The organism is Aquibacillus saliphilus (assembly GCF_020404745.1).
Lineage (GTDB): Bacteria > Bacillota > Bacilli > Bacillales > Amphibacillaceae > Aquibacillus > Aquibacillus saliphilus.
Window position 1 is genome coordinate 28693 of sequence record NZ_JAIZAP010000005.1, and the last position, 21476, is coordinate 50168.

Annotated in this window: 27 protein-coding genes and 1 pseudogene; 12 read left to right on the forward strand and 16 right to left on the reverse strand. The window is 34.8% G+C overall.

Translation table 11 applies throughout. The annotated features are described in order from the left end of the window. Positions 1 to 13 precede the first annotated feature (13 nt). Positions 14 to 1360 (reverse strand): glucose-6-phosphate isomerase, encoded by a 1347-nt coding sequence (locus LD272_RS06845; protein WP_226035858.1) that lies wholly within the window; start codon positions 1358 to 1360, stop codon positions 14 to 16. Between the two features lie 192 nt (positions 1361 to 1552). Here LD272_RS06845 and LD272_RS06850 point away from each other — a divergent pair, with 192 nt between their 5' ends. Then, complete coding sequence (locus LD272_RS06850; protein WP_226035859.1) at positions 1553 to 1792, forward strand: DUF378 domain-containing protein; 240 nt, start codon at positions 1553 to 1555, stop codon at positions 1790 to 1792. A 66-nt stretch (positions 1793 to 1858) separates the two neighbouring features. On the opposite strand, the gene yugI is transcribed toward LD272_RS06850, so the two are convergent. Next, positions 1859 to 2251, reverse strand: coding sequence for a S1 domain-containing post-transcriptional regulator GSP13 (yugI, locus tag LD272_RS06855; protein WP_226035860.1), 393 nt, complete (start codon positions 2249 to 2251; stop codon positions 1859 to 1861). Between the two features lie 437 nt (positions 2252 to 2688). Between yugI and LD272_RS06860 the strand changes: the two genes are divergently transcribed. The 4 genes and pseudogenes from LD272_RS06860 to LD272_RS06875 all read left to right on the forward strand — a co-directional run bounded on the left by LD272_RS06860 (position 2689) and on the right by LD272_RS06875 (position 5513). Then, a complete protein-coding gene (locus LD272_RS06860) occupies positions 2689 to 3522 on the forward strand; it encodes an alpha/beta fold hydrolase (protein ID WP_226035861.1) in 834 nt (277 codons plus the stop codon). Positions 3523 to 3710: 188 nt separating this feature from the next. Then, positions 3711 to 3893 carry a helix-turn-helix domain-containing protein gene (locus LD272_RS21745; protein ID WP_226035862.1) on the forward strand — a complete coding sequence of 61 codons (183 nt, stop codon included), beginning with the start codon at positions 3711 to 3713 and terminating at the stop codon, positions 3891 to 3893. Next, positions 3880 to 4187: pseudogene (locus LD272_RS21605) on the forward strand (zinc ribbon domain-containing protein); the annotation flags it as partial. The gene LD272_RS21745 and the pseudogene LD272_RS21605, both read left to right, overlap by 14 nt. Before the next feature lie 159 nt (positions 4188 to 4346). After that, entirely contained in the window at positions 4347 to 5513 is a 1167-nt protein-coding gene (locus LD272_RS06875; protein ID WP_226035864.1) for a MalY/PatB family protein, read from the forward strand. Between the two features lie 74 nt (positions 5514 to 5587). Here the strand turns inward: LD272_RS06875 and LD272_RS06880 are convergent, their stop codons facing one another. Both LD272_RS06880 and LD272_RS06885 read right to left on the reverse strand, forming a co-directional pair. Next, a complete protein-coding gene (locus LD272_RS06880; protein ID WP_226035865.1) occupies positions 5588 to 6172 on the reverse strand; it encodes a superoxide dismutase family protein in 585 nt (194 codons plus the stop codon). A gap of 112 nt (positions 6173 to 6284) precedes the next feature. Beyond that, complete coding sequence (locus tag LD272_RS06885) at positions 6285 to 6479, reverse strand: hypothetical protein (RefSeq protein WP_226035866.1); 195 nt, start codon at positions 6477 to 6479, stop codon at positions 6285 to 6287. A gap of 256 nt (positions 6480 to 6735) precedes the next feature. Here LD272_RS06885 and kapB point away from each other — a divergent pair, with 256 nt between their 5' ends. Continuing rightward, on the forward strand, positions 6736 to 7116 hold the full coding sequence (kapB, locus tag LD272_RS06890) for a kinase-associated lipoprotein KapB (protein ID WP_226035867.1): 381 nt from the start codon (positions 6736 to 6738) through the stop codon (positions 7114 to 7116). A gap of 70 nt (positions 7117 to 7186) precedes the next feature. On the opposite strand, the gene LD272_RS06895 is transcribed toward kapB, so the two are convergent. The 3 genes from LD272_RS06895 to LD272_RS06905 form a co-directional block, all read right to left on the reverse strand. Then, complete coding sequence (locus LD272_RS06895; RefSeq protein WP_226035868.1) at positions 7187 to 8326, reverse strand: cation:proton antiporter; 1140 nt, start codon at positions 8324 to 8326, stop codon at positions 7187 to 7189. A 46-nt stretch (positions 8327 to 8372) separates the two neighbouring features. Further along, the gene (locus tag LD272_RS06900; protein ID WP_226035869.1) at positions 8373 to 8861 is read right to left on the reverse strand and encodes a cation:proton antiporter regulatory subunit; all 489 of its coding nucleotides are present in this window, start codon (positions 8859 to 8861) and stop codon (positions 8373 to 8375) included. A gap of 292 nt (positions 8862 to 9153) precedes the next feature. Beyond that, the gene (locus LD272_RS06905) at positions 9154 to 9417 is read right to left on the reverse strand and encodes a phosphocarrier protein HPr (protein WP_226035870.1); all 264 of its coding nucleotides are present in this window, start codon (positions 9415 to 9417) and stop codon (positions 9154 to 9156) included. A gap of 286 nt (positions 9418 to 9703) precedes the next feature. Between LD272_RS06905 and deoD the strand changes: the two genes are divergently transcribed. The 3 genes from deoD to LD272_RS06920 all read left to right on the forward strand — a co-directional run bounded on the left by deoD (position 9704) and on the right by LD272_RS06920 (position 11834). Beyond that, complete coding sequence (deoD, locus tag LD272_RS06910; protein WP_226035871.1) at positions 9704 to 10411, forward strand: purine-nucleoside phosphorylase; 708 nt, start codon at positions 9704 to 9706, stop codon at positions 10409 to 10411. Positions 10412 to 10671: 260 nt separating this feature from the next. Then, positions 10672 to 11052, forward strand: coding sequence for a YuzC family spore coat inner layer protein (locus LD272_RS06915; RefSeq protein WP_226035872.1), 381 nt, complete (start codon positions 10672 to 10674; stop codon positions 11050 to 11052). A 308-nt stretch (positions 11053 to 11360) separates the two neighbouring features. Beyond that, complete coding sequence (locus LD272_RS06920; protein ID WP_226035873.1) at positions 11361 to 11834, forward strand: divergent PAP2 family protein; 474 nt, start codon at positions 11361 to 11363, stop codon at positions 11832 to 11834. Between the two features lie 84 nt (positions 11835 to 11918). Here the strand turns inward: LD272_RS06920 and spsC are convergent, their stop codons facing one another. The 3 genes from spsC to LD272_RS06935 all read right to left on the reverse strand — a co-directional run bounded on the left by spsC (position 11919) and on the right by LD272_RS06935 (position 14450). Then, positions 11919 to 12611: a stationary phase survival protein SpsC gene (spsC, locus tag LD272_RS06925; protein ID WP_226035874.1), complete on the reverse strand. Its 693-nt coding sequence runs from the start codon at positions 12609 to 12611 to the stop codon at positions 11919 to 11921. Between the two features lie 183 nt (positions 12612 to 12794). Then, the gene (locus tag LD272_RS06930; protein ID WP_226035875.1) at positions 12795 to 13106 is read right to left on the reverse strand and encodes a YuiB family protein; all 312 of its coding nucleotides are present in this window, start codon (positions 13104 to 13106) and stop codon (positions 12795 to 12797) included. A gap of 126 nt (positions 13107 to 13232) precedes the next feature. Then, positions 13233 to 14450, reverse strand: coding sequence for an NAD(P)/FAD-dependent oxidoreductase (locus LD272_RS06935; RefSeq protein ID WP_226035876.1), 1218 nt, complete (start codon positions 14448 to 14450; stop codon positions 13233 to 13235). Positions 14451 to 14735: 285 nt separating this feature from the next. On the opposite strand from LD272_RS06935, the gene LD272_RS06940 reads away from it, so the two are divergent. Next, on the forward strand, positions 14736 to 15719 hold the full coding sequence (locus LD272_RS06940) for an NAD(P)/FAD-dependent oxidoreductase (protein ID WP_226035877.1): 984 nt from the start codon (positions 14736 to 14738) through the stop codon (positions 15717 to 15719). A gap of 235 nt (positions 15720 to 15954) precedes the next feature. Further along, positions 15955 to 16782, forward strand: coding sequence for an MBL fold metallo-hydrolase (locus LD272_RS06945; protein ID WP_226035878.1), 828 nt, complete (start codon positions 15955 to 15957; stop codon positions 16780 to 16782). Between the two features lie 93 nt (positions 16783 to 16875). Here LD272_RS06945 and LD272_RS06950 read toward each other — a convergent pair whose 3' ends face one another. From LD272_RS06950 to LD272_RS06965, 4 genes are all read right to left on the reverse strand, one after another. After that, complete coding sequence (locus tag LD272_RS06950; RefSeq protein WP_226035879.1) at positions 16876 to 17238, reverse strand: HesB/IscA family protein; 363 nt, start codon at positions 17236 to 17238, stop codon at positions 16876 to 16878. A 133-nt stretch (positions 17239 to 17371) separates the two neighbouring features. Continuing rightward, positions 17372 to 18235 carry a diaminopimelate epimerase gene (dapF, locus tag LD272_RS06955; RefSeq protein WP_226035880.1) on the reverse strand — a complete coding sequence of 288 codons (864 nt, stop codon included), beginning with the start codon at positions 18233 to 18235 and terminating at the stop codon, positions 17372 to 17374. Positions 18236 to 18382: 147 nt separating this feature from the next. Then, positions 18383 to 18619: a YuzB family protein gene (locus LD272_RS06960; protein ID WP_226035881.1), complete on the reverse strand. Its 237-nt coding sequence runs from the start codon at positions 18617 to 18619 to the stop codon at positions 18383 to 18385. Positions 18620 to 18709: 90 nt separating this feature from the next. Continuing rightward, positions 18710 to 19030 carry a YuzD family protein gene (locus LD272_RS06965; RefSeq protein WP_226035882.1) on the reverse strand — a complete coding sequence of 107 codons (321 nt, stop codon included), beginning with the start codon at positions 19028 to 19030 and terminating at the stop codon, positions 18710 to 18712. Positions 19031 to 19170: 140 nt separating this feature from the next. On the opposite strand from LD272_RS06965, the gene LD272_RS06970 reads away from it, so the two are divergent. After that, entirely contained in the window at positions 19171 to 19425 is a 255-nt protein-coding gene (locus tag LD272_RS06970; RefSeq protein WP_226035883.1) for a NifU family protein, read from the forward strand. Between the two features lie 93 nt (positions 19426 to 19518). Here the strand turns inward: LD272_RS06970 and thrB are convergent, their stop codons facing one another. Further along, positions 19519 to 20418: a homoserine kinase gene (thrB, locus tag LD272_RS06975; RefSeq protein WP_226035884.1), complete on the reverse strand. Its 900-nt coding sequence runs from the start codon at positions 20416 to 20418 to the stop codon at positions 19519 to 19521. Further along, on the reverse strand, positions 20415 to 21476 hold the full coding sequence (thrC, locus tag LD272_RS06980) for a threonine synthase (RefSeq protein ID WP_226035885.1): 1062 nt from the start codon (positions 21474 to 21476) through the stop codon (positions 20415 to 20417). Before thrC ends, thrB begins: the two co-directional genes overlap by 4 nt.

Genomic DNA, 21476 nt, shown 5'->3' on the forward strand with positions numbered 1-21476 from the left:
CCTTTTCTTATATTTATAGACGCTTTTCTAATTCTTCTTTTTCTTTTTCAAATCCTGGTTTTCCTAATAGTGCAAACATATTCTTTTTATATGCCTCTACACCTGGTTGATCAAATGGATTTACTCCAAGTAAATAACCGCTTATTGCACAGGCTTTTTCAAAGAAGTAAACAGTGTAACCAAACGTATAGGCATCAAGTTTTGGTAAATGCACAATTAAGTTAGGTACTTGTCCATCCGTATGAGCAAGCATAGTCCCTTGGTATGCTTTTTCGTTGACGAAATCGATTGTTTTACCAGCAAGATAATTTAAACCATCAAGATCTTGTTTCTCTTCATCGATTGTAATATTTGATTTTGGTTCCTCAACATGAAGAACTGTCTCAAATAAATCTCTTCTTCCCTCTTGCACGTATTGTCCCATAGAGTGTAAGTCGGTAGAGAAATTTGCAGATGCAGGGAAAATTCCTTTAAAATCTTTTCCTTCACTTTCTCCAAACAATTGTTTCCACCATTCAGAAAAGTACTGAAGTGATGGTTCATAGTTAATTAACATTTCAATTGTTTTTCCTTTATTATAAAGAATATTTCTTACAGCAGCATATTGATAAGCAGGATTTTTTTCCAAATCTCCCTCACTTAATTCAGCCTGTGCTTTTTGTGCACCACTCATCATAGCATCAATATCCACACCACTTACAGCTATTGGGAGTAATCCAACTGCAGTAAGAACAGAATATCTACCACCAATATCATCTGCAATAACAAAGCTTTCGTAGCCTTCCTCATTAGCAAGTGTTTTTAGAGCACCACGTTCTTTATCGGTAGTAGCATAAATTCTTCCTCTTGCCTCTTCTACGCCATACTTTTCTTCAAGCATTTTTCGAAAAATACGAAATGCAATCGCAGGTTCTGTTGTTGTTCCACTCTTGGAAATAACATTAACAGAAACATCTTTATCTTTTAATAAATCAAACAAATCATTTATATAAGGTGCACTAACACTGTTTCCAACGAAAAACACTTGAGGAGTTTTTCGGCTTTCTGTCGGCAATACATTGTAAAAAGAATGGTTTAACATCTCGATTGCAGCACGAGCTCCTAAGTATGATCCACCAATTCCGACAACTAAAAGCACGTCTGAATCCGATTTGATTTTTTCGGCTGCCTGCTTAATTCGACCAAACTCTTCTTTATCATACGCTTCTGGTAGGTCAACCCATCCAAGGTAATCATTTCCTGCCCCTGTTTGATTATGTATTGCTTCGTGAGCTAATTTAACAGGCTCTTTCAGATAATCTAGTTCATGTTGACCAAAAAAGGATAACGCCTTCTCATATTCAAAACGTACATAACTCATTGAAAAACCTCCATAGATTTAAAAATAGTACCTCTTTAAATTTACCCTAAATTGCTCCATTAAATCAAGTGAATACTTGAACGTTCTTTATAATCCCAACAAAAATAACACTATTTTACTGGTTTCATGCGTATATTTTATCAGGAAATAGCAAAGATACTAATGAAAATATCTAAAAATAGGAGGTTAACAATGAGTACATTACAAAGAATTTCATTATTGTTACTAGTTATTGGTGGTATTAATTGGGGACTTATTGGTCTGTTTCAATTTGATTTAGTAGCAGCTATTTTTGGTGGAGGGGAGCAAAGTGGAGCATTTGCGCGCATCATTTATACACTTGTAGGTATTAGTGGATTAGTTTGCTTATCTCTACTTTTCAAACCATCTGAGGAAGTTGCTGACCGAAGAGAACCAAAAACAGATCAGTAAAAAGAAACGAACATAAAAAAGCTCCCTTTTAGCATTCAAGCTAAAAGGGAGCTTTTTAAAACTTTACTATTTCTTAAATGTACTTTCACGTTCTTCAGATTGCTTAATCCAGTCACTAAGCTTATCTTTTAATGTATTAAAGCCCTGCTCTTGATCAGCCTGTTGATACGTTTGTTTAGCAGATTGTTGCGGCTTTCTAGTAGCTTGTTTTGGAGCTTCTTCAGTAGCGCGGATAGAAAGTGAATATTTATTTTTCGCTTCATCAATTTGAAGTACTTTCACTTTAACTTCATCACCTACATTTAAATGTTCGTTAATGTCTTTCACATAACCGTGTGTTACCTCAGATATATGAACTAGCCCTTGTATTTCTTCATTTAAAGCTACAAAAGCTCCATAAGGTTGAATACCTGTTACTTTTCCTTCTAATACTTGACCTACTTCAATACTGTTACCCATAATGAACAACTCCCGTTTTTTTTCATATCTTTATCTTGATGTAATTACCTGTATGGTATGCAAACAAGTTCATGAATACATTTGTCTACAGATGTTAACACCCAATCCAATAGTAAGTTATCACGAACGTTCTACTAGTGGAAAAATTAAAACTTTATACGCAATTATCTATTTTAGCATAAAAAAGTCATTTTCGGCAATGAATATTATGGAAATTAGTCTATTTTAATACTTTAATCATAAAAAATGCAATAATATGTTTAATAGTAAGGAATTTTGGAAATAACTATAGATGTAAGACTTTCTCGTATTCCCCCTGTGAGGCAAAGCGATTATATCGCTTTGCTTTTTTTACTTCAGATTTCTAAACGTACTAATGTGTTACATATAGAATAATAAACCATAAATATAAACATCTGGAAGGAGTAATACCTTTCATGGAAAATATAAAAGAAAAAAAACAATGGATTGACTACAAAGGAACTAACATTTGTTATCAATCATATAAACACCCTTTAAACTCCAATAAGCCTTATATTATTTTCATTCATGGATTTCTCTCTTCACAGTATAGTTTTAGAAAAATGGTACCGTTACTGATAGATAAATTTAATCTTATAACCATCGACCTTCCACCTTTTGGAGATAGTGATCGAATTACCAAATTCACCTATTCATATTCAAATTTAGCTAATATAATTGTATATTTTATGAATACAAAATCGATTCCCTCTGCGTATCTAGTTGGACACTCAATGGGTGGACAAATCGCCTTAACTTGCGCTTATCATTATCCTGATCGAATTAAGAAACTAATACTGCTTGCGCCTTGTAGTTACTTATCAAAGGCAGATCGTTTTAGCTACTTAATAAGTTGGCTTCCATTCTTCCCTACACTAATTAAGAGACTTCTTTATCGAAAAGGTGTCTTTGAAACCCTCAGGCAATGCGTTTACAATGAGTCAGTAATAACAAAAGATATGTTAACAACATATATCAAACCTTTTTTGGATAATGCGATTTATCTATGCCTAACAAAAATGGTAAGAGACCGAGAAGGTGATTTAGATATGAAATGCCTAGCAACAATCCAAACAGAAACATTCATTTTTTGGGGAAAAAAAGACGAAATCCTACCTGTATCAATCGGATATAAATTAGTTCAAGATTTACCAGCTGCAGAACTTTGTACATTTGATTATGCTGGTCATCTACTTCCTGAAGAAGTTCCCAACATCATTTGTGACAGAATTCTAGCCCATTGCAATTAGCATAAACAGTCTTACCATTTTAAGTAAGATTAATAGTTTATACATTTATCTAAAACAGGCGAGAAAACTCCCTCTTCAAGCGTGTGAAGGGCGCAGCCCAACGGTAAGGGGGAGATGAATCGCCTTCAGACAAGTGTTCGAAATCGCCTTTTTGTTTGGTATAATGGATAAAAGGGAGATGAAACTCAATGTTAGTGAAAAGAGCCTATAAATTCAGAATCTATCCAAAACCCAAACAAGTCATACTTATCAATAAAACAACTGGTTGTTCACGTTTCGTGCATAACTATTTTGTTGGCAAGCAAAAAGAGAAAGATTCTTATTGGCATGTCGTGAATGAAATGGTTCAGACACACGAAAAGACATGTTAGTAAAATCTCTACCGTGATTGTCAAAAACCACGACATCATCGGAATCGAAGATTTGTCTGTCAAAAACATGTTGAAGAATCACAATCTAGCAAAAGCCATTAGTGAAGTATCGTGGTCGCAATTTCGAACACTTGTTCCAATTGTGGTCATAGACACAAAGACGTTAAAAATCTTGCCTTACGTGAATGGTCATGCCCAATGTGTAAGAGTCATCACGAAAGGGATATTAACGCAAGTATCAATCTTCGTAATGAAGCATTACGATTAACCCCAGGAACTGCGGGGATAGCCTAATCCATAACTAACCGATAGGTTGGTGTTCTTAGGAATCCCCCACTTCAAGCAACCCGTAAGGGTGGTAAGTGGCGGGTAGTTCAAAACCTCAAACATTTCCAATCATATCTTTATTTTAATATAATGTTTATTATATTAAAATATGAAGGAGGACTATTAATGAGTTTCAAAAATATTCACCCTAGAAAAGGAACTCGATCTGTAAAATGGGATTTAATCAAATCTATTTATGGTTCGGAGGATGTACTACCTATGTGGGTAGCAGACATGGACTTTCAGACACCTCAACCGGTGATAGATGCCTTAGTGGAAAGATCAAAACACGGAATATTTGGTTACACGATTACAGATTCTGAAATTAATACTTCTATAATAAATTGGTTGAACAAAAAACATGATTGGCAAATAAACAAGTCATGGTTGTTATACAGTCCTGGTGTTGTTTCTACGTTACATATGGCAGTTCAGGCATTAACAGAACCAGGAGATTCAATATTGATTCAGACCCCTGTTTATCCTCCTTTTTATGGTCTTGTTAAAAACCATGATCGCAAATTAGTCACTAATCCTTTAAAGCTAATAAATAATCGTTATGAAATTGATTTTATAGACCTTGAAAAAAAGATGCAACAGGGTGTAAAAGCATTTATATTATGTAATCCTCATAATCCGGCAGGAAGAGTATGGACTGAACAAGAATTAACCAAAATGGCAGAATTATCTTTAAAATACAATGTGAAGCTGTTTTCTGATGAGATCCATAGTGATCTTGTTTATTCAAATCACATTCATATTCCAATTGGATCACTTTCACAAGAAATTAATGAACAAACGATTACTTGTATGTCACCGACAAAAACATTTAACTTAGCCGGACTACAAGCGTCATTTGCAGTTATACCAAATGAGTCAGATCGAAATTCAATAAAAAATTTGTTTAATAATCAAGGTTTTCACATGTTAAATACAATGGGAGTAACTGCTCTAGAATCTGCATATCAATTCGGAGAACCATGGCTAGAGGATCTGTTATCCGTTTTAGAAGAAAACAGAGATCTAGTTACCCGTTCATTTAAAACTAGACCAGAAATCACCATTGTTGAACCCGAAGGAACATATTTAGTTTGGATGGATTGCAGAGAGATGAGGCTAAGCAACAAGGAGTTGAAGGAATTTATGGCTAGTAAAGCAAGAGTAGGCTTAAATGATGGATTATCCTTTGGTGAAGAAGGTGAAGGATTTATGCGAATGAATATTGCCTGTCCGAAAGTTATTTTAGAAGAAGGAATAAATCGAATTATAACAGCTTTAGATAATTTAAAGTAGATTACATTTAGCACTATAAAAGCAGTAACCTAAAGAGGGTAACTGTTTTTATAGTACGTTTTTTATTATATCTGTCACTCGTCATCTTCATTTAATTCAGTAGGGTCTGTAGGAGACTCTCCCTCTTTTGACTCATCTAAAATTATCGAACCACACGCAATTCTTTCACCAGCATCTCCGGCTGGTTGACTAACTCCATCATCCTGTCCTTTGTGTATGACCAAAGACGTCCCATCATTTTGTAAGAGAGAATTTTTCCCATCCATTAATGTCGCACCACTAAGTACGAGTTTGATGTCGTCGATTGTTCCATCTTCACCCGCCTCAATATTAGGCAAATCGCCTAAATGTGCTCCTTCGGGATGCATTAAACCATGTTCGTTACCTTCTGTATTTAAGTGATTACCTGCAGACTTAAAATCTGGCCCTTCACATTCTGGAAATTCATGTACGTGTATCCCATGAAAACCTGGCTCTATACCCTCGACAGATAATTTTATTTGAACACCATCTGGTTGTTCCGTAAGAGTTGCTGTTCCTATTGAATCTCCTTCATTATTGTACATATCAACCGCCAAAGGAGAACGTTCTTCGTTTTGACATGAAGTTAACACAAGTAAAAAACTAACCATAATAGTCAAAATTAACCTTAACTTCATTAAAAAACTCCCTTTCTTTTCCATATTCCAATCTAGTATCGCCAATAATTATCATCAATAACCCTAAAAAAAATCAAATTAAAAACCTTTATCAGCTGATAAAGGTTTAAATTTATTTCTGTTTTGACTTGTCTGTTAACGATGTATCTGTTTGTTGGTATTTTTCATTAATTCTTTCTGCTTCTTTTTTTGAGGATTTATGAAATAAATACATGGTTACACATGCACCCATTACGAAAAAAAGTAGACTTATTACAGCAGGAATATACAACGATTTATCTTCTGGAAAGTAAAGAAACTCCATCATAATTATCACGTCCTTATTACCTATTATATCAAAATTACAACCATAATTTAAACTAATTTAGTCAATTTTATAATACTGATTTATTGAAAGTTGTCATCCGCATAGAGTTGGGATGCCGAAAGCACCCAAACTATATGCGGATGACAACTGCTCATAAGGTAATGATGAAATTGATTCAATTAACTCTAATTACTTGTATTACCATTGGTTTTTCTGTCAAAATGTATATAACTACGTAGGATAGGGAGTTATTTGAATGGATAATGCTAAAATTGGCGAAATAGTAAAAGCTCACTACAATTCAGGCACTTACATTGGTGAAGTAATAGAAGAACGAGGTAAAGATTATTTAATAAAAGTAATTGCTGTTTTAAAACACCCCTTGCAAGGAGACCTTCATAACTTTGGTCAAACCGAAGATGTTTTCTTTCATCAAAGAAAAGCACTAAGCTTCCAAGAAAAAACAAATGTTTCAAGATCAGCTGTTCATCCCTTCAACGAAGCAGTTCCTGACTATTATGTATCTCTTAAGCAGTCAGTGGACGCATTAAAAGTTAAATTAAGCGCAAAAGAGTCTGATTTCAATAAAAAAGCAATGAAAAATTTAGGAGACTTAGAACAACAATATTTCGGTTAATAACTATATTAGATAAGTAAAAAGTTACTGTCACAGCCTCGCAAACTGTGGCAGTAACTTTTTACTTAGGTTATTCTCCAGGGACTTTAAGGTCCGTTTTCTTAGGTTTCTTTTTCCCGTAAAATTTATTTGCAATAGCTGGGGCTCGTTCAAATAAAAGCATACCTATAAAAGCAGCTGCTACAATATAAATACCACCCATTACTTTTACCGCTCCTGTTGCAACACTTGCAATAACAACAGAAAATTCTCCTCTCGCACATAAGGAAAGTCCAGCTCTTAAGGATACCTTTTTCGAGAGACCATACCATCTGCCACCAATTATTCCAACGATTATCTTAGCTATTATCGACCACAATAGTAGTACTACCAAAAATACTGGCATAGGGATCCCGTTCCCAAATTCAATCGATGTTCCAAAGTAAATAAAAAATGTTGGTAATAAGAGATCTCTTACAGGATTTACAGTTTGTTCGACTCTTTCAATTTTGCCAATTTCAGCTAACATCATACCAGCTAAAAACGCACCAAGTACTTCTGACAGGCCCAGGTATAAAGCGAAACCTCCATAACTTACTGCAATCCCAATTAATAATGTAATTTTAAAGTCTTCATCTTCGACTTTATCTAACAACTTATCAAATTTCTTAAATAGCGTTTTACCTAAAATAATTGCTAAGGCAGCTAAACCAATAACCTTACCTACAAGCAAAAATAAATCATTTGCCTCAAAGCTTCCACCAGTACTTATCCCAATTAAAATCGCAATAACAATTGGAGCAATTAAATCTTCGAAAATTAAAATAGCTAAAATAAATTCTGTTTCGCTATTCGCCATTCTGCTTTTATCATCCAATAATTTCGCAGTTATCGAGGAACTAGTAGCATAAGCAATTCCACCTATTAAAAAAGCACTGAATAAATTCATTCCAAACCCGAGTGCAATGAGCATAGATACCCCTAAACTAAGAAATACATCCAATAAACCTGAAGGCCAGATTTTTTTCGCTATCCCACCGAGCCTATTCACACTAAACTCAAGGCCGAGTAAAAAAAACAGCAATACTATACCTATCTCACTTGCAAAGTGTAAAATTTCGTTATCGCTTAACAAATCAGCTAGAACCACACCAAATAAGATATATAAAATGACACTTGGAAAATTAATCTTTATACTTAAAAATCCTAAATAAAAAATTCCAAGCAACACTAATCCTGCTCCTAGTAGTAATGGAAAATCACTTAATAAAATATGATCATTCCTCTCCTTTACATAACGCTTCTAGGTTCTCTATTTGTTCTTTTTTCCCAATAGACATTAGTACATCGCCAGGCTCTAGCTTTCTGTCTGGTTCTGGGATGGCGATCATATCATCACCTTGAACAATGCCTATAATTGTTGCTCCTGTCTTATTTCTGATTTCTGAATCTTCCAATGTTCTATAAGCAAATTCAGATTTTTCACTTAACGTGATATAATCTACTACAATTTGCCGTTTAAACATTTTCAACTTCTCTGCATTAACCGGTTGATACGTTGCACCCAGTAATTGTGCACCAAGTTCTCTAGTTTCATCAGGAGTTAAATCCATCGCAAAATCTGCTTCATCGCCATCTGCGTCGTCAAAGAAATATAATTCTCTTTTTCCTGTGTGATGAACAATTACTACTAACATGCTATCCTCTGCTGTTTTTAAAGAAATTTTCTGTCCGATTCCAGGTAACTGTGATACTTGAATTTTCATACGAATAAACACCTCTTATTACACGTTTTGTTTAAATCTACTTAATAGTATAACTTAGATTAGTCAATTTCATAATACTGATTTTTTGAAAGTTGTCATCCGCAGATAGTTGGAATAAACCGTTTCCAAACTTTTTGCATAAGTTATTTATGAAATTGATCCAATTGGATAACATGGTGCATGGAACTAAAGAAAGTTACCGGTAATAGTAAAACCACTAAAAACATTTTAATATACAAAAAAGCTAGAGAGTCTCTCTAGCTTTTCACTTTAGTATCATGTTAATGTACTATTACTCTCCAAGATGCTCTTTTATTGTCTCTTCTACACCCTGTAATGCTTGTTCCTCGTCACTTCCATCGGCAGTAATTACAATTTCAGCACCTTTTGGTACTCCTAAAGACATAACACCCATGATGGATTTTAAGTTAACCGTTTTACCGTTGTAATTCATCTCAATTTGAGACTCATATTGACCTGCTTTATTAACAAGTAATGTAGCTGGTCTAGCGTGAATTCCTGTGTCATCTGTAATTGTGAACTTTTTCTCTTTCATTAGAAATCCTCCCTTTATTTTCATCAAGTACTATACATATAAAATTTGTGTATCCAAACCTTACTATATGTGAAATTACTAACTAATACTATTATATACGAAAAATTATAGTTAAGAAACAAAAAAGGCAAGTACTTTGTAACTAATTTTAAAAAAACATTGATTTATTAATTTTTTAATTCATTTTACTTTGTCAATCAACAATATATGCACAACAATTTGTGTTCCATCAACTGTTATGGTACGTTATTTTATGAAAATAGACAGAACTTAGGAGGTTATCAATATGAGTGTTCATATAGGTGCAAAAAAAGGCGAGATTGCAGACAAGATATTACTACCAGGTGACCCGCTTCGAGCGAAGTATATTGCAGAGAACTTCTTAGAAAACACTACTTGCTACAACGAAGTTAGAGGAATGTATGGATATACCGGTACATATAAAGGTGAGAAGATATCCGTTCAGGGAACAGGAATGGGCGTTCCTTCTATTTCTATCTATGCTAATGAACTAATTCAAAGCTATGACGTTCAAAAATTGATTCGTGTTGGTACATGTGGTGCCATCCAAAAGGATGTGAAAGTTAGAGATGTCATCTTAGCATCAACCTCAACCACAGATTCTCAGATGAACCGAATGGTGTTTGGAGGCATAGATTTTGCGCCCACTGCTGACTTTCAATTACTTAAAGATGCTTATGACAGCGGAATAGAAAAAGGATTAAAACTGCGCGTAGGTAATGTATTCACTAGTGATAGTTTTTACCGTGACAATGCTTTAGATCTTTTCAAACAATTAGCTGAGTATAACGTATTAGCTGTTGAAATGGAGACTACTGCCTTATACACTCTAGCAGCTAAATTTAACCGCCAAGCATTATCTGTATTAACTGTTTCTGATCACATTTTAACAGGAGAAGAAACAAGTTCTGAAGAAAGACAAACAACATTTAACGAAATGATTGAAGTTTCTCTTGACGCAGCTATAAAGTAATAAATTTTGTAATTTGAAACGAGGTTCCATAATCATCCCTCAGTTTCTTTTAAAAAGTTTGTTTAAATTTAAAAGTGGAAGGACGATGATTAACTACTGTTCGCCCTTCCACTTTTAACTATGAAAAATTCTAACCAAAAACCACACTCGTAGTGATCAATATGCATAATCTAAAACAAAGCAACACCTTAGTTTTCCAAAAATGTTTGTCAGCTATAATGGTGCAAAAATCCGGTAAGCTAAAAAAAGGAGCTATCCATATGTGCTACGATCACTATTATCCCCTTCATTCCGCCTATTACAAAGAAACTACTAATCTGCCTGTTTCGCCAACAAGAACCCCACCACCTTATCCAGAGGTAAATATTGAACAACTAAAGCAATCAGCGAACTCATTTCAACCTTTATTAGGTGATGCAAATAAAATAGTTCGAGAGTTTTCAAATAATGATGATTTTGCATATAAAATAAAAGATGCAGCACAACACTCTCAAACAGATGATATTAAACAATATATAACTGAAATTGGAATTAACAGACCAGTAGAAATTAAATTTAATCCTGATAGCATTCGCTTAAAGTTAGTAAATGAAACTAACAACATCAAATGCTGCAAATTAACAATTTCCCTTAGGTGGTAACTAAGGAGTTATTGTCAACTTTACATTATAGTCAATAATAGTTATTTAGTTCCCACTTAACACGTGGATTGAGAAAGAACAAAAGTTCAAGTGCACCTTCGAAAGTCTGCGAAAACTATTCTAAATTGCCAACTTTAGTGCTCACCAAAGACATCCTTCCATCGTCTCTTCCTTTATTTGCATCTGATTTCCTCAAGGACTAGGCTATATGATATAATCAAAACAAAATTACCGTAGATATCAGTCTAGTTTAGCTTTATATTGAAAGGGAAAGCTACATATAGGACTAGTAGAAAGGATGTTCGTTTTTGGATTTATTTTTAAACTTTCCACTTTGGGCCGCACTTTTAGCAATCGTTTTTGCACAAGTTATTAAAATTCCTATTCAGTATATTGCAACAAGAAAATTCAAACCTGGACTAGCTTTTAGTACTGGTGGGATGCCTAGTAGTCACTCCGCGGCAGTAGCTGCAGTAACAACAGGAATTGGCATTGAGCATGGGGTATCTTCCGGTTTATTTGCTGTTTCCTGTGTAATTAGTATTATTATTATGTTTGACGCTACTGGTGTACGAAGACAAGCTGGTGAACAAGCAGTTGTTCTTAATATGCTTGTAAAAGACTTTAACTACTTTATAGAGGAAGCGAAAGTATGGTCTAAGAAAAAGGAATATGAAAAAAGGGCAGAACTAAAAGAATTATTGGGTCACCAACCCATTGAAGTATTTTTCGGAGGAATAACAGGTATTGTCCTCGCATTTATTCTATATCCGCTATTTTAGCAAAAACTAATAGTAAGCAACAGTATTTCTATAATCTAAAACAATCCACCATCGCTATGGTGGATTGTTTGCTTTAACTATTATTTAACTCTTTTTTACTTGTTCACGAAAGACTTGAAGTGCTTCTGTCTCATTTAAGTTTACCAGCACTTCTTCCGTCAATGTTCCTTCACCTTTTTTTATCACATAAACATTTACTTCTCTTTTACCCCACTTGTCATAAACATCTTTTACCGTTGGATAATACAAGTCAATTTTATTCCCTTGAATTGCTGAACCCTTATCAGCCACCACACCATAACCATACCCTGGTATATACAAAATTGTACCAATCGGATAAACATTTAAATCAGCTGCTATTGTTGAGTATAAATCCCGTTTAACTTTCACACCTGAATAAGTTATTCCGTATTGAGGATGGTCTTTTGTCTTACCAGTTGACTCAACCCCTGCTGTGTATCCTGTAGCCATAACCGTTGTACTAGAATATTGTTCAAAGTCAATTGCTTCTTCTAATGACTTCGGTTCTTCTACTTGCTCACTAGAAATATATCTTGTTGTAGCCTTTTGATGATTTAAGGATTTTTTCCATAAGGCAATATCACGTGTTGGTTGATCTGATAAATTAGTAGTTGTCTCTCCACCACTAGTACCTTCGTAAAAGTCAATCTTAATATCAACTGCCGAAACATTTGATACTGATGATACTGTAGTGTAAAACGCCCCAAGAAATAAAACTGTCAACAGAACTCTTCTTAGAAACTTAAATTTTATCATTTTAATAATAACACCTCTCTAGAGTGTTATCATTTCCATTAATGGTACATTTTATACATTAATGACTGAATCAATTTCATAATTACCATATGTAACAAATATCATCCACTTATAGTTTGGGAACGGTTTATCCCAACTATGTGGATGACAACTTTCAAAAAAACAGTATTATTTAAAAATATCCTAAAACATTCGATAACCGCTTTTCCTTAATATCCTTATAACTATTCCAGAGGTAATAGTTCCTGCAAAACCTGATGCTAAGATTACGATATCAAATCCATTTAAATTCAAAATATTATCCCAAACTGTGCTTAGCGCGGTCCCTGGGTTCTTAAAATAGTTAGATATCGGAAACTTATCGACAATAAGCATAATAACTATCGGGTAGACAAAAGCCATCAGCCAAGTCTGTCTTAATAACATATTTAAAATAAAAGCAATACCGAAAAATAAAACAAAAAATAAAAGAATTGAAACAATAAATTGTAACATTACTTATCTCCCTTTGTGTTCTTCACACGATTCATTTAGTAATACATAACCAGATTATCCACAACTATTTTATTATTAATAATAAGAAAAAGCAAAGACAGATAGTCTGTCTTTGCTAATAAAAATTTAAAAGATATTAAATTTACCTTTTTTAAGCATTAGTCCTATTCCACCTAGTTTGAGCAAAGAACGATTATCAATAATTTTCTTCATTACTGATGCAGACCAGCCAAACAATTTCTTGTCTCCCATTATTACACCCATGGCATCCCCATGACCTAATGAGGCTACAGTACCCATGTTATTAAATTCGAATCCTTCTAGCTCATTACCACCTGAAACAAGTGTCGCTAAATTGTGTGCACAAACTTCTGCTTCCTGCATTGCAATTTGAGCTGTTGGAGGAAAAGGTCTGTCAGTTTCTTTATTCCAAATTAAAGCACAATCACCGACAACAAATACATTCTCATGTGAAGGAGCACGAAGATCAGGTTTAACTTCTACTTTCCCACGGTTATGTTCAAGTCCTGAATGTTCTACAATGCTATTTGCTCTAACACCAGCTGCCCAAATAGTAGTAAATGTTGGAATTTCCTCTTGTTCACCATCTTTTTCGACTACAATTCCTTCTGGAGTACAGCCTTTTAACAGCGCACCAACTTTAAATTCAACTCCTCTAGCCTCTAAGGAGTTTAACGTGTACTCTACTAGTTGTGGGTCAAACCCTGGTAAAATTGTAGGAGCACCCTCCACGTTTATGATACGTACTTGATCACGATCAATATCATATTCTTTACATAGTTCAGGAATACGATTGGCAAGTTCACCTAAAAACTCAATGCCTGTAAATCCGCCTCCACCTACTACAATATTTAAACGCTCTTGTTTCTTGTCTTTTTCATTGTTATACATAGCAAAATTATAATCAATATGCTCTCTAATTAATCGAGATGAGTTAATGTTACCAAGTGTAAATGCATTTTCTAACAACCCAGGGATACCAAAAGTTGCAGCTTCAAATCCTAATGCTACGACAAGATAATCATATTCTAATTCACCGTCTTCAAGAATGACTTTATTATCATCTGGTTGAATGGATACTACTGTATCTTGTAAAAAGTTCACTTTACTTAAATCAACTACGTCTTTAATCGGAAAACGAGCTTGATCTGGACTAATTGTTCCAGCTGCTACCTCATGAAGCCATGTTGCCTCATAATGATAATCATGCTTGTTAACTAAGGTAATGTGAGCATCGTTCACTCCTAATTTCTTTTGCAATTTTACGGTAGTCATTAAACCACCATAACCTGCTCCAAGGACTACAATGTTTGGTTTCTTCATCCTAAATCACTTCCATTTTATAATTTTATTGTTTCAATTCTTTAAACATGTTACACTATCGTGATATATTTCACGTAAAACTATGTAATGTCACAGATTCGTAATATTTTAACCTATTGCTAATCTTAGACTCTTTTATTATAATTTTCAACCCTTAAGTATATTTAAGTAAAATTTCTAATTTTAAGTCTTCATTATTAAGTTGTTCACTATAAAAGAAAATCAAAAATGTGTTAAAATAAGTATCGGTAAATTAATGCTTGTTTATTATAGGAGGAATCACCCATGTCCGATGAAATATATGATATTACTATAATTGGTGCCGGACCTGTCGGTTTATTCACCGCTTTTTATGGTGGGTTACGTCAGGCTAGTGTGAAAATAATAGAAAGCTTGCCACATATTGGCGGGCAATTAAGTGCGTTATATCCCGAAAAATATATTTATGATATAGCTGGGTTCCCAAAAATCCGGGCTCAAAAGTTAGTTGATAACCTAAAGGAACAGGCTGATTTATTTGATCCTACTATTGTACTGAATGAATCAGTAGATACGATTGAACGACAGGAAGACGGTTCTTTAAAACTCAGTACTAATTCAGGGGTACATTATACAAAAGCCGTGATAATCACTGCAGGGAACGGTGCATTTCAACCAAGGAAACTGGCAGTTGAGGGTGCTGAGAAATTTGAGGGGAACAATCTTCATTATTTTGTTGAAAATATGGAAGTTTATAAAGATAAAAGGGTAGTACTTTTTGGTGGAGGCGACTCTGCCGTTGACTGGGCACTAATGTTAGAACCTATTGCCAAAGAAGTTGTTCTTGTTCACCGACGCGATAAGTTTAGAGCACACGAACATAGTGTTGAAAACTTAATGAAATCAACCGTTAAAATTATGACTCCGTATATCCCGGAACAATTAATTGGAACAAATAAAATTGAACAAGTTAAATTGAAGGAAGTTAAAGGTGACAAAGAGGAAATTATTGATGTAGACACTGTATTAGTCAACTATGGCTTTATTTCATCACTTGGTCCGATTAAAAATTGGGGACTTGAAATTGACAAAAATAGCATAATTGTCAATTCTAAAATGGAAACGAATATCCCTGGAGTTTATGCGGCAGGAGACATTTGTACTTATCCAGGTAAAGTAAACTTGATTGTTGCAGGATTTGGGGAGGGCCCAACAGCCATCAATAATGCAAAAGCCTATATTGACCCTGAAGCTCGAGTACAACCAAAACATTCAACGAGCATGTTTTAAACAAGTAGCTATTCTACGAGAATTTTATAATCTTGATACAGCAAAAACTGCCTCTTTAAAAGGCTGTTTTTGCTGTTTTATTTTTAATTGTTGTTCTTGTATCAATAAATAAGTAATGTAATTGTTTATCGTTGGGGATACTAATTATGAAAAAATTCAGTTGAATTTTTTCATAAAAAGAATGAATTTTTACAATGATTAACAAGTACAAAGTCAGAAATGTGGGGCAGACAAAATGGAGAATGAATTTGAAGAAAGAATTATGCCAGTTACCTCTGTTGCTAATAGAATTGGACTAAATGTTGCCTCAGATATCTATTGTTATACCGACCAAATAGTAAATATAGTCTTTATTGGTACGAAAGATAACTGGGTGCTTGTCGATGCTGGTATGCCAAGATCGTCAACAGAAATAATTGAGCAAGCTGAAGAGCACTTTGGTAACAACGCGAAACCACAGGCTATTGTATTAACACACGGCCATTTTGATCATGTTGGATCCATTGTAGACTTAACCAGAACGTGGAATGTACCAATTTTTGCACATGAGTTAGAATTGCCTTATTTAACAGGGAAGGCCTCTTACCCTGAAGGTGATCCCTCCGTAGCTGATGGATTAGTAGCTAAAATGTCTCCACTGTTCCCTAACCATGGTATAAATCTAGAAGAGCATGTTCAAGCATTGCCTTCGGATAACACAATACCCGGAATGAAGGGGTGGCGCTCTATTCATACTCCTGGTCACACCAAGGGACATGTCTCATTATTCAGAGATGAAGACCGGTCATTAATTGCTGGAGACGCATTTGTTACAGTCGAACAAGAATCTTTATATAAGGTTATAACACAACAACAAGAAGTTAGTGGTCCACCAAAATATTTCACAACTAATTGGAAAGCAGCTTGGGATTCTGTAAAAAAATTAAATGATCTGAAACCTGAACTGGCGGTAACAGGCCACGGCCAACCAATAAATGGAGAGTTTTTGAGAAATGAACTACAAAAACTTGCAGATCACTTTGATACGATTGCTATACCCGAAAAAGGAAAATTCGTTCATTAGCATGGCCTGTATCCTAGATAGTTCAGTCCTGTTATTATTGGCTAAAAAGGTGAAGCCCACGGCAATTAATGCCAAGTGCTTCACCTTTTTTCATTAACAGTTCTCTGGTGTTCCTTCTCGTTCTTTCGCTTTAAAAGAAGAGCCACAACCACAGGATACAATGGCGTTAGGATTATCAATCGTAAATCCGCCGCCCATCATGTTTTGTTTGAAATCGATTGTCGTGCCCTCAATTATTGGAATATCTTGCTTAAATATAATTAAAGGAATCCCGTTGATATCTTCAACTAAGTCTAGTTCTTGATTTACATCTTGATCGAAACCCATCGAATAAGACAATCCACTACATCCGCCACCTTTTATTCCAAAACGTAGACGAACTGATTCCTGATTTTCTTCTTCTTTCATCATTTCTTTAATTTGAAGACTTGCATTGTCAGTAATATTTAGAACCATTTCATGTCCTCCTCATCTATTACTAAATAAAGTATACTAGGAATTAAACAAAACTTCAAACAGTGGGTTTCACCTGATTTAAAATCCTGGCTACACTGTGTTTACTGTCCAGCTAAAACCTAACAACAATCATTTAGTTGATTCGACTCCATTTAAACTCTCCAATAACCGTTGTTTCTGCCTTACCTCGCATCCATACATGACCATCTTCCGCCCACTTAATAGTTAAATCACCACCGCTTAAATGAACAACAACAGACATACCTTTTTGTGTATATCCGTTTAATACTGTTGCTACAACAGCTGCACATGCACCAGTTCCACAAGCTTGTGTTACACCTGAACCACGTTCCCAAACCCGGAAATCAATTTCTTTTTCATTAATAACTTTAATAAATTCCACATTAATCCCTTCTGGAAAACGCTGATCATTTGCAATAATTGGGCCCAACTCATATAACGGTGCTTCATCTATATTATCAACAAAAAATATCGCGTGTGGATTTCCCATTGAAACAGTAGTTATTTGTAAAGGATGGTGACTTACTTGGAAATTCTCCATAATAACAGGAGCATCATCAGACCCAAGCATTGGTATTTCTGAACGATTTAACAAAGGTTCTCCCATATCAACAGTCACTTCACTTACGATATTATTAGTCTCATGAACTTCCGCTGTAACAATACCGGCCTTCGTTTCAACGGTAAAAGTTTTTTGATTCACTATGTTATTCTCATAGGCAAATTTCGCTACACAACGAACACCATTTCCACAATTTTTACCTTCCGAACCATCTTTGTTAAATATCTTCATACCGACATCGGCGAATGTTGATGGATGAATTAATATTAGCCCATCTGAACCAATTCCTGTATTGACATTAGAAATGTCAATGGCAAGTGAGCTAAGGTATTCTTCTTCTATTTTAAAATTAAATGCGTCTACAAAAATATAGCTATTGCCAAGACCATGCATTTTAGTGAATGGAATTTTCATATTGTACCCCCGTAATTATTTATATAGTATGCAAATGTGCCATAGAAAGACCACTAGGTCCACCTATGGCACTAAAAACTCAAGTTAATATATACAAACGATGTAGTATTTAAGTGAACCCGTCCTGCTGTCTAATATAAAAATAATTTAAAATAGGGGATTCTCCTCAATATATTTATAAACGTTTTCCACTAAATCTTCAGGCGTATCCGCAGTGACAGGTTCACCATTAACAACTGCAAATAAATTCTGAGAGCAAATACCACAAAAACTTGTACAACCATACTCTATTACATCAAGGTCTGGATCTTTCTCCAGTTCTTCTTTAGCTTTTTTTGATCCACTAACTATATTATTTATACAAAATTCAATAATTGGATTCATCGTTCTCTCCTCTTACATTAAGTGAAGATGAATTCCCCTATAATTAAAATAAATGACAACAGAAAATAAAGCAATTCATTCGTCTTTATATTAGTTAACTCCCAATTTTTCTAATGCTTGGTAAACCTTTTTTAGTCTAGGATTTCCCTCATCAACAATTTCTTCATTCACCATCACGACAGGATAAAATAAATCATCATCAAGTATTCTTTGCACCACATCTATATTCTCGTCTCGATTTAACAGCTGAAAAACATCTATATATTGATAATCAATTTCTGCATCTTTATATTTTCTTGAAATAGCCGCTTGTAACCATTCATAGGTTTCCCATGATCCTGGTGCGTTAACACAGCTTGCACAAATTTGCTCAGCTCCATAAACAGTCACTTTTACCGGTTGATTTTTCATTTCGGTTCCCCTTTTTTGTAAAATATAGTTATTTATATTTTACAAAAAGATATACTAAAGATAAAATGAAATTATCATTAAATATAAATTTTTTACTTTCATAACAATTGCGATAGATTTTTTCTGAGAAAGCATTTATAATGAATAATGTATTAGAAAGGAGACGATGGATGATGAACGATCAAGTACAAGAAGTTTTAAATAAACTACGTCCATTCTTACTACGTGATGGTGGAGATGTGGAATTAGTCGATGTCGACGATGGTATTGTACGTCTTCGTCTAATGGGAGCATGTGGTAATTGTCCTAGTTCTACAATTACGTTGAAAGCCGGCATTGAACGTGCACTCATGGCTGAAGTACCAGGTGTAACTGAGATAGAACAGGTCTTCTAAAATAAAGAAATATTTTCTTGATTCCAAACTTAAACGTTAGATATAAATAACACCCCTTCATTTAAGGGGTGTTTGTTTTATGTCTAATAATGTCTAATAAGAAACATTCAACTTCAATGATTTTAAGCCTTCATTTTCTACTTTTAATGCTAACCAATCAAAGTGTGGAAATTCCTTTTTCCATATTGGTAAATTTCTTTCTACGATTGAATCTTCGACGATTGCTATCATCGTTGGTCCTGCTCCACTTAGGAATGTACCATAAACCTTATCCTCTAAGAAGGACTCTAACTGATCATAATGAGGAATTAGTGCCTTTCTAAATGGTTGGTGAAATCGGTCTTTTTTCATCATCTTACCTAGTAATTTCCAATTTTGTTGACAAATTGCCGCAACACTTACATTTGCTATACTGCTCGCTAGCACACTTTCCTGGTAGCTAAACTGTTCAGGAAGAGCTGCTCTTGCTTCCTCAGTTTTTAGCTCGAATTCTGGTATTACCGCCAAAAATGTTATTCCTTCTATAGGTAATTTAATCCAATTCACTTCGTAGTCATAGTGTCCTATCACGCATCCACCCATTAATGATGGGGCTACATTATCTGGATGTCCTTCAATAGCAGTTGCAATTTCCAACTTCTCTTCCTCGGTAAAATTAAGCTCTAATAGCTGATTAGTAAGCTCTATTCCTGCTATGGTAGCTGTTGCACTACTACCTAATCCCCTCGCCAGTGGTATGTCACTTTTCATTTCAACCTTACACGGCGGTAACTCACTTATACCATATTTTTCTGCTGCTTCTAGAGCAATTTGATAAATTAAATTTTCCTTTCCTCTAGGTGTACCATTTAAATGATTGGATACCGGAATGAATTCCCATTCATCTGCACGAGTTACCTTAAGTTCAAGATACAGGTTTAATGCTAATCCCACAGAATCAAATCCCGCTCCAAGATTCGCCGTGCTTGACGGGACTTTTATAACCCAGCTCATACCAAAACACTACCCATAATCTCTTGAGTTACTTTTTGTTCATCATTAGGTAATACACGTGGTTTAATTTTTGCATAATCGATCGCAGTGTTTGGATCTTTTAGTCCATTACCAGTTAGCACTGTTACAATTGTTGAACCTGTCACCACTTGTTCGTTCTTTAAAGCTTTAAATAATCCAGCAATTGATGCACACGATGCTGGCTCTGCAAATATCCCTTCATTTGCTGCTAACCATTGATATGCTTCAATCATTTCCTCATCTGTAACTTCATCTATCATCCCGTTAGATTCATCTCTAGCACTAATTGCAGCTTGCCAACTAGCTGGATTTCCAATACGAATTGCAGTCCCTACTGTCTCAGGTTTTTCAAATACTCTATTATGAACAATAGCTGCTGCTCCACTTGCTTCGTATCCCATCATCTTAGGTAGACCGGTATGTTTCTGTTTATCAAACTCTTTGAATCCCTTCCAGTAAGCAGTAATATTCCCAGCATTTCCAACAGGAATAAAAAGATAATCTGGGGCTTTACCCAAAGTATCACAGACTTCAAATGCCGCAGTTTTTTGTCCTTCGATTCGATATGGATTGACAGAATTAACTAAGGTAATATTTTCGTTTTCACTTATTTTTCTTACAATCTTAAGCGCATCATCAAAATTACCTTCAATAGAAAAGATTTCGGCACCATACATAACCGCCTGCGCCAGTTTTCCCTGCGCAATTTTCCCTTCTGGTATAACAACAATACACTTTAGGCCTGCTCTAGCTGCAAATGCCGCTGCAGAAGCTGACGTATTTCCAGTTGAAGCACAAATAACCGCTTTAGCTCCGTCTTCAATTGCCTTAGCCATCGCTAACACCATTCCTCTATCTTTAAATGACCCAGTCGGGTTAGCACCCTCGACTTTAGCATATACATTTATTGAAAAAGTTTCGGATAATTTTTCTAATTTAATTAATGGTGTATTTCCTTCTAACAAGCTTATCTTTGGAGTACTTTCGTTTACTGGTAAATGATTTTCGTATTCAGATAACAAACCTTGCCATGACAT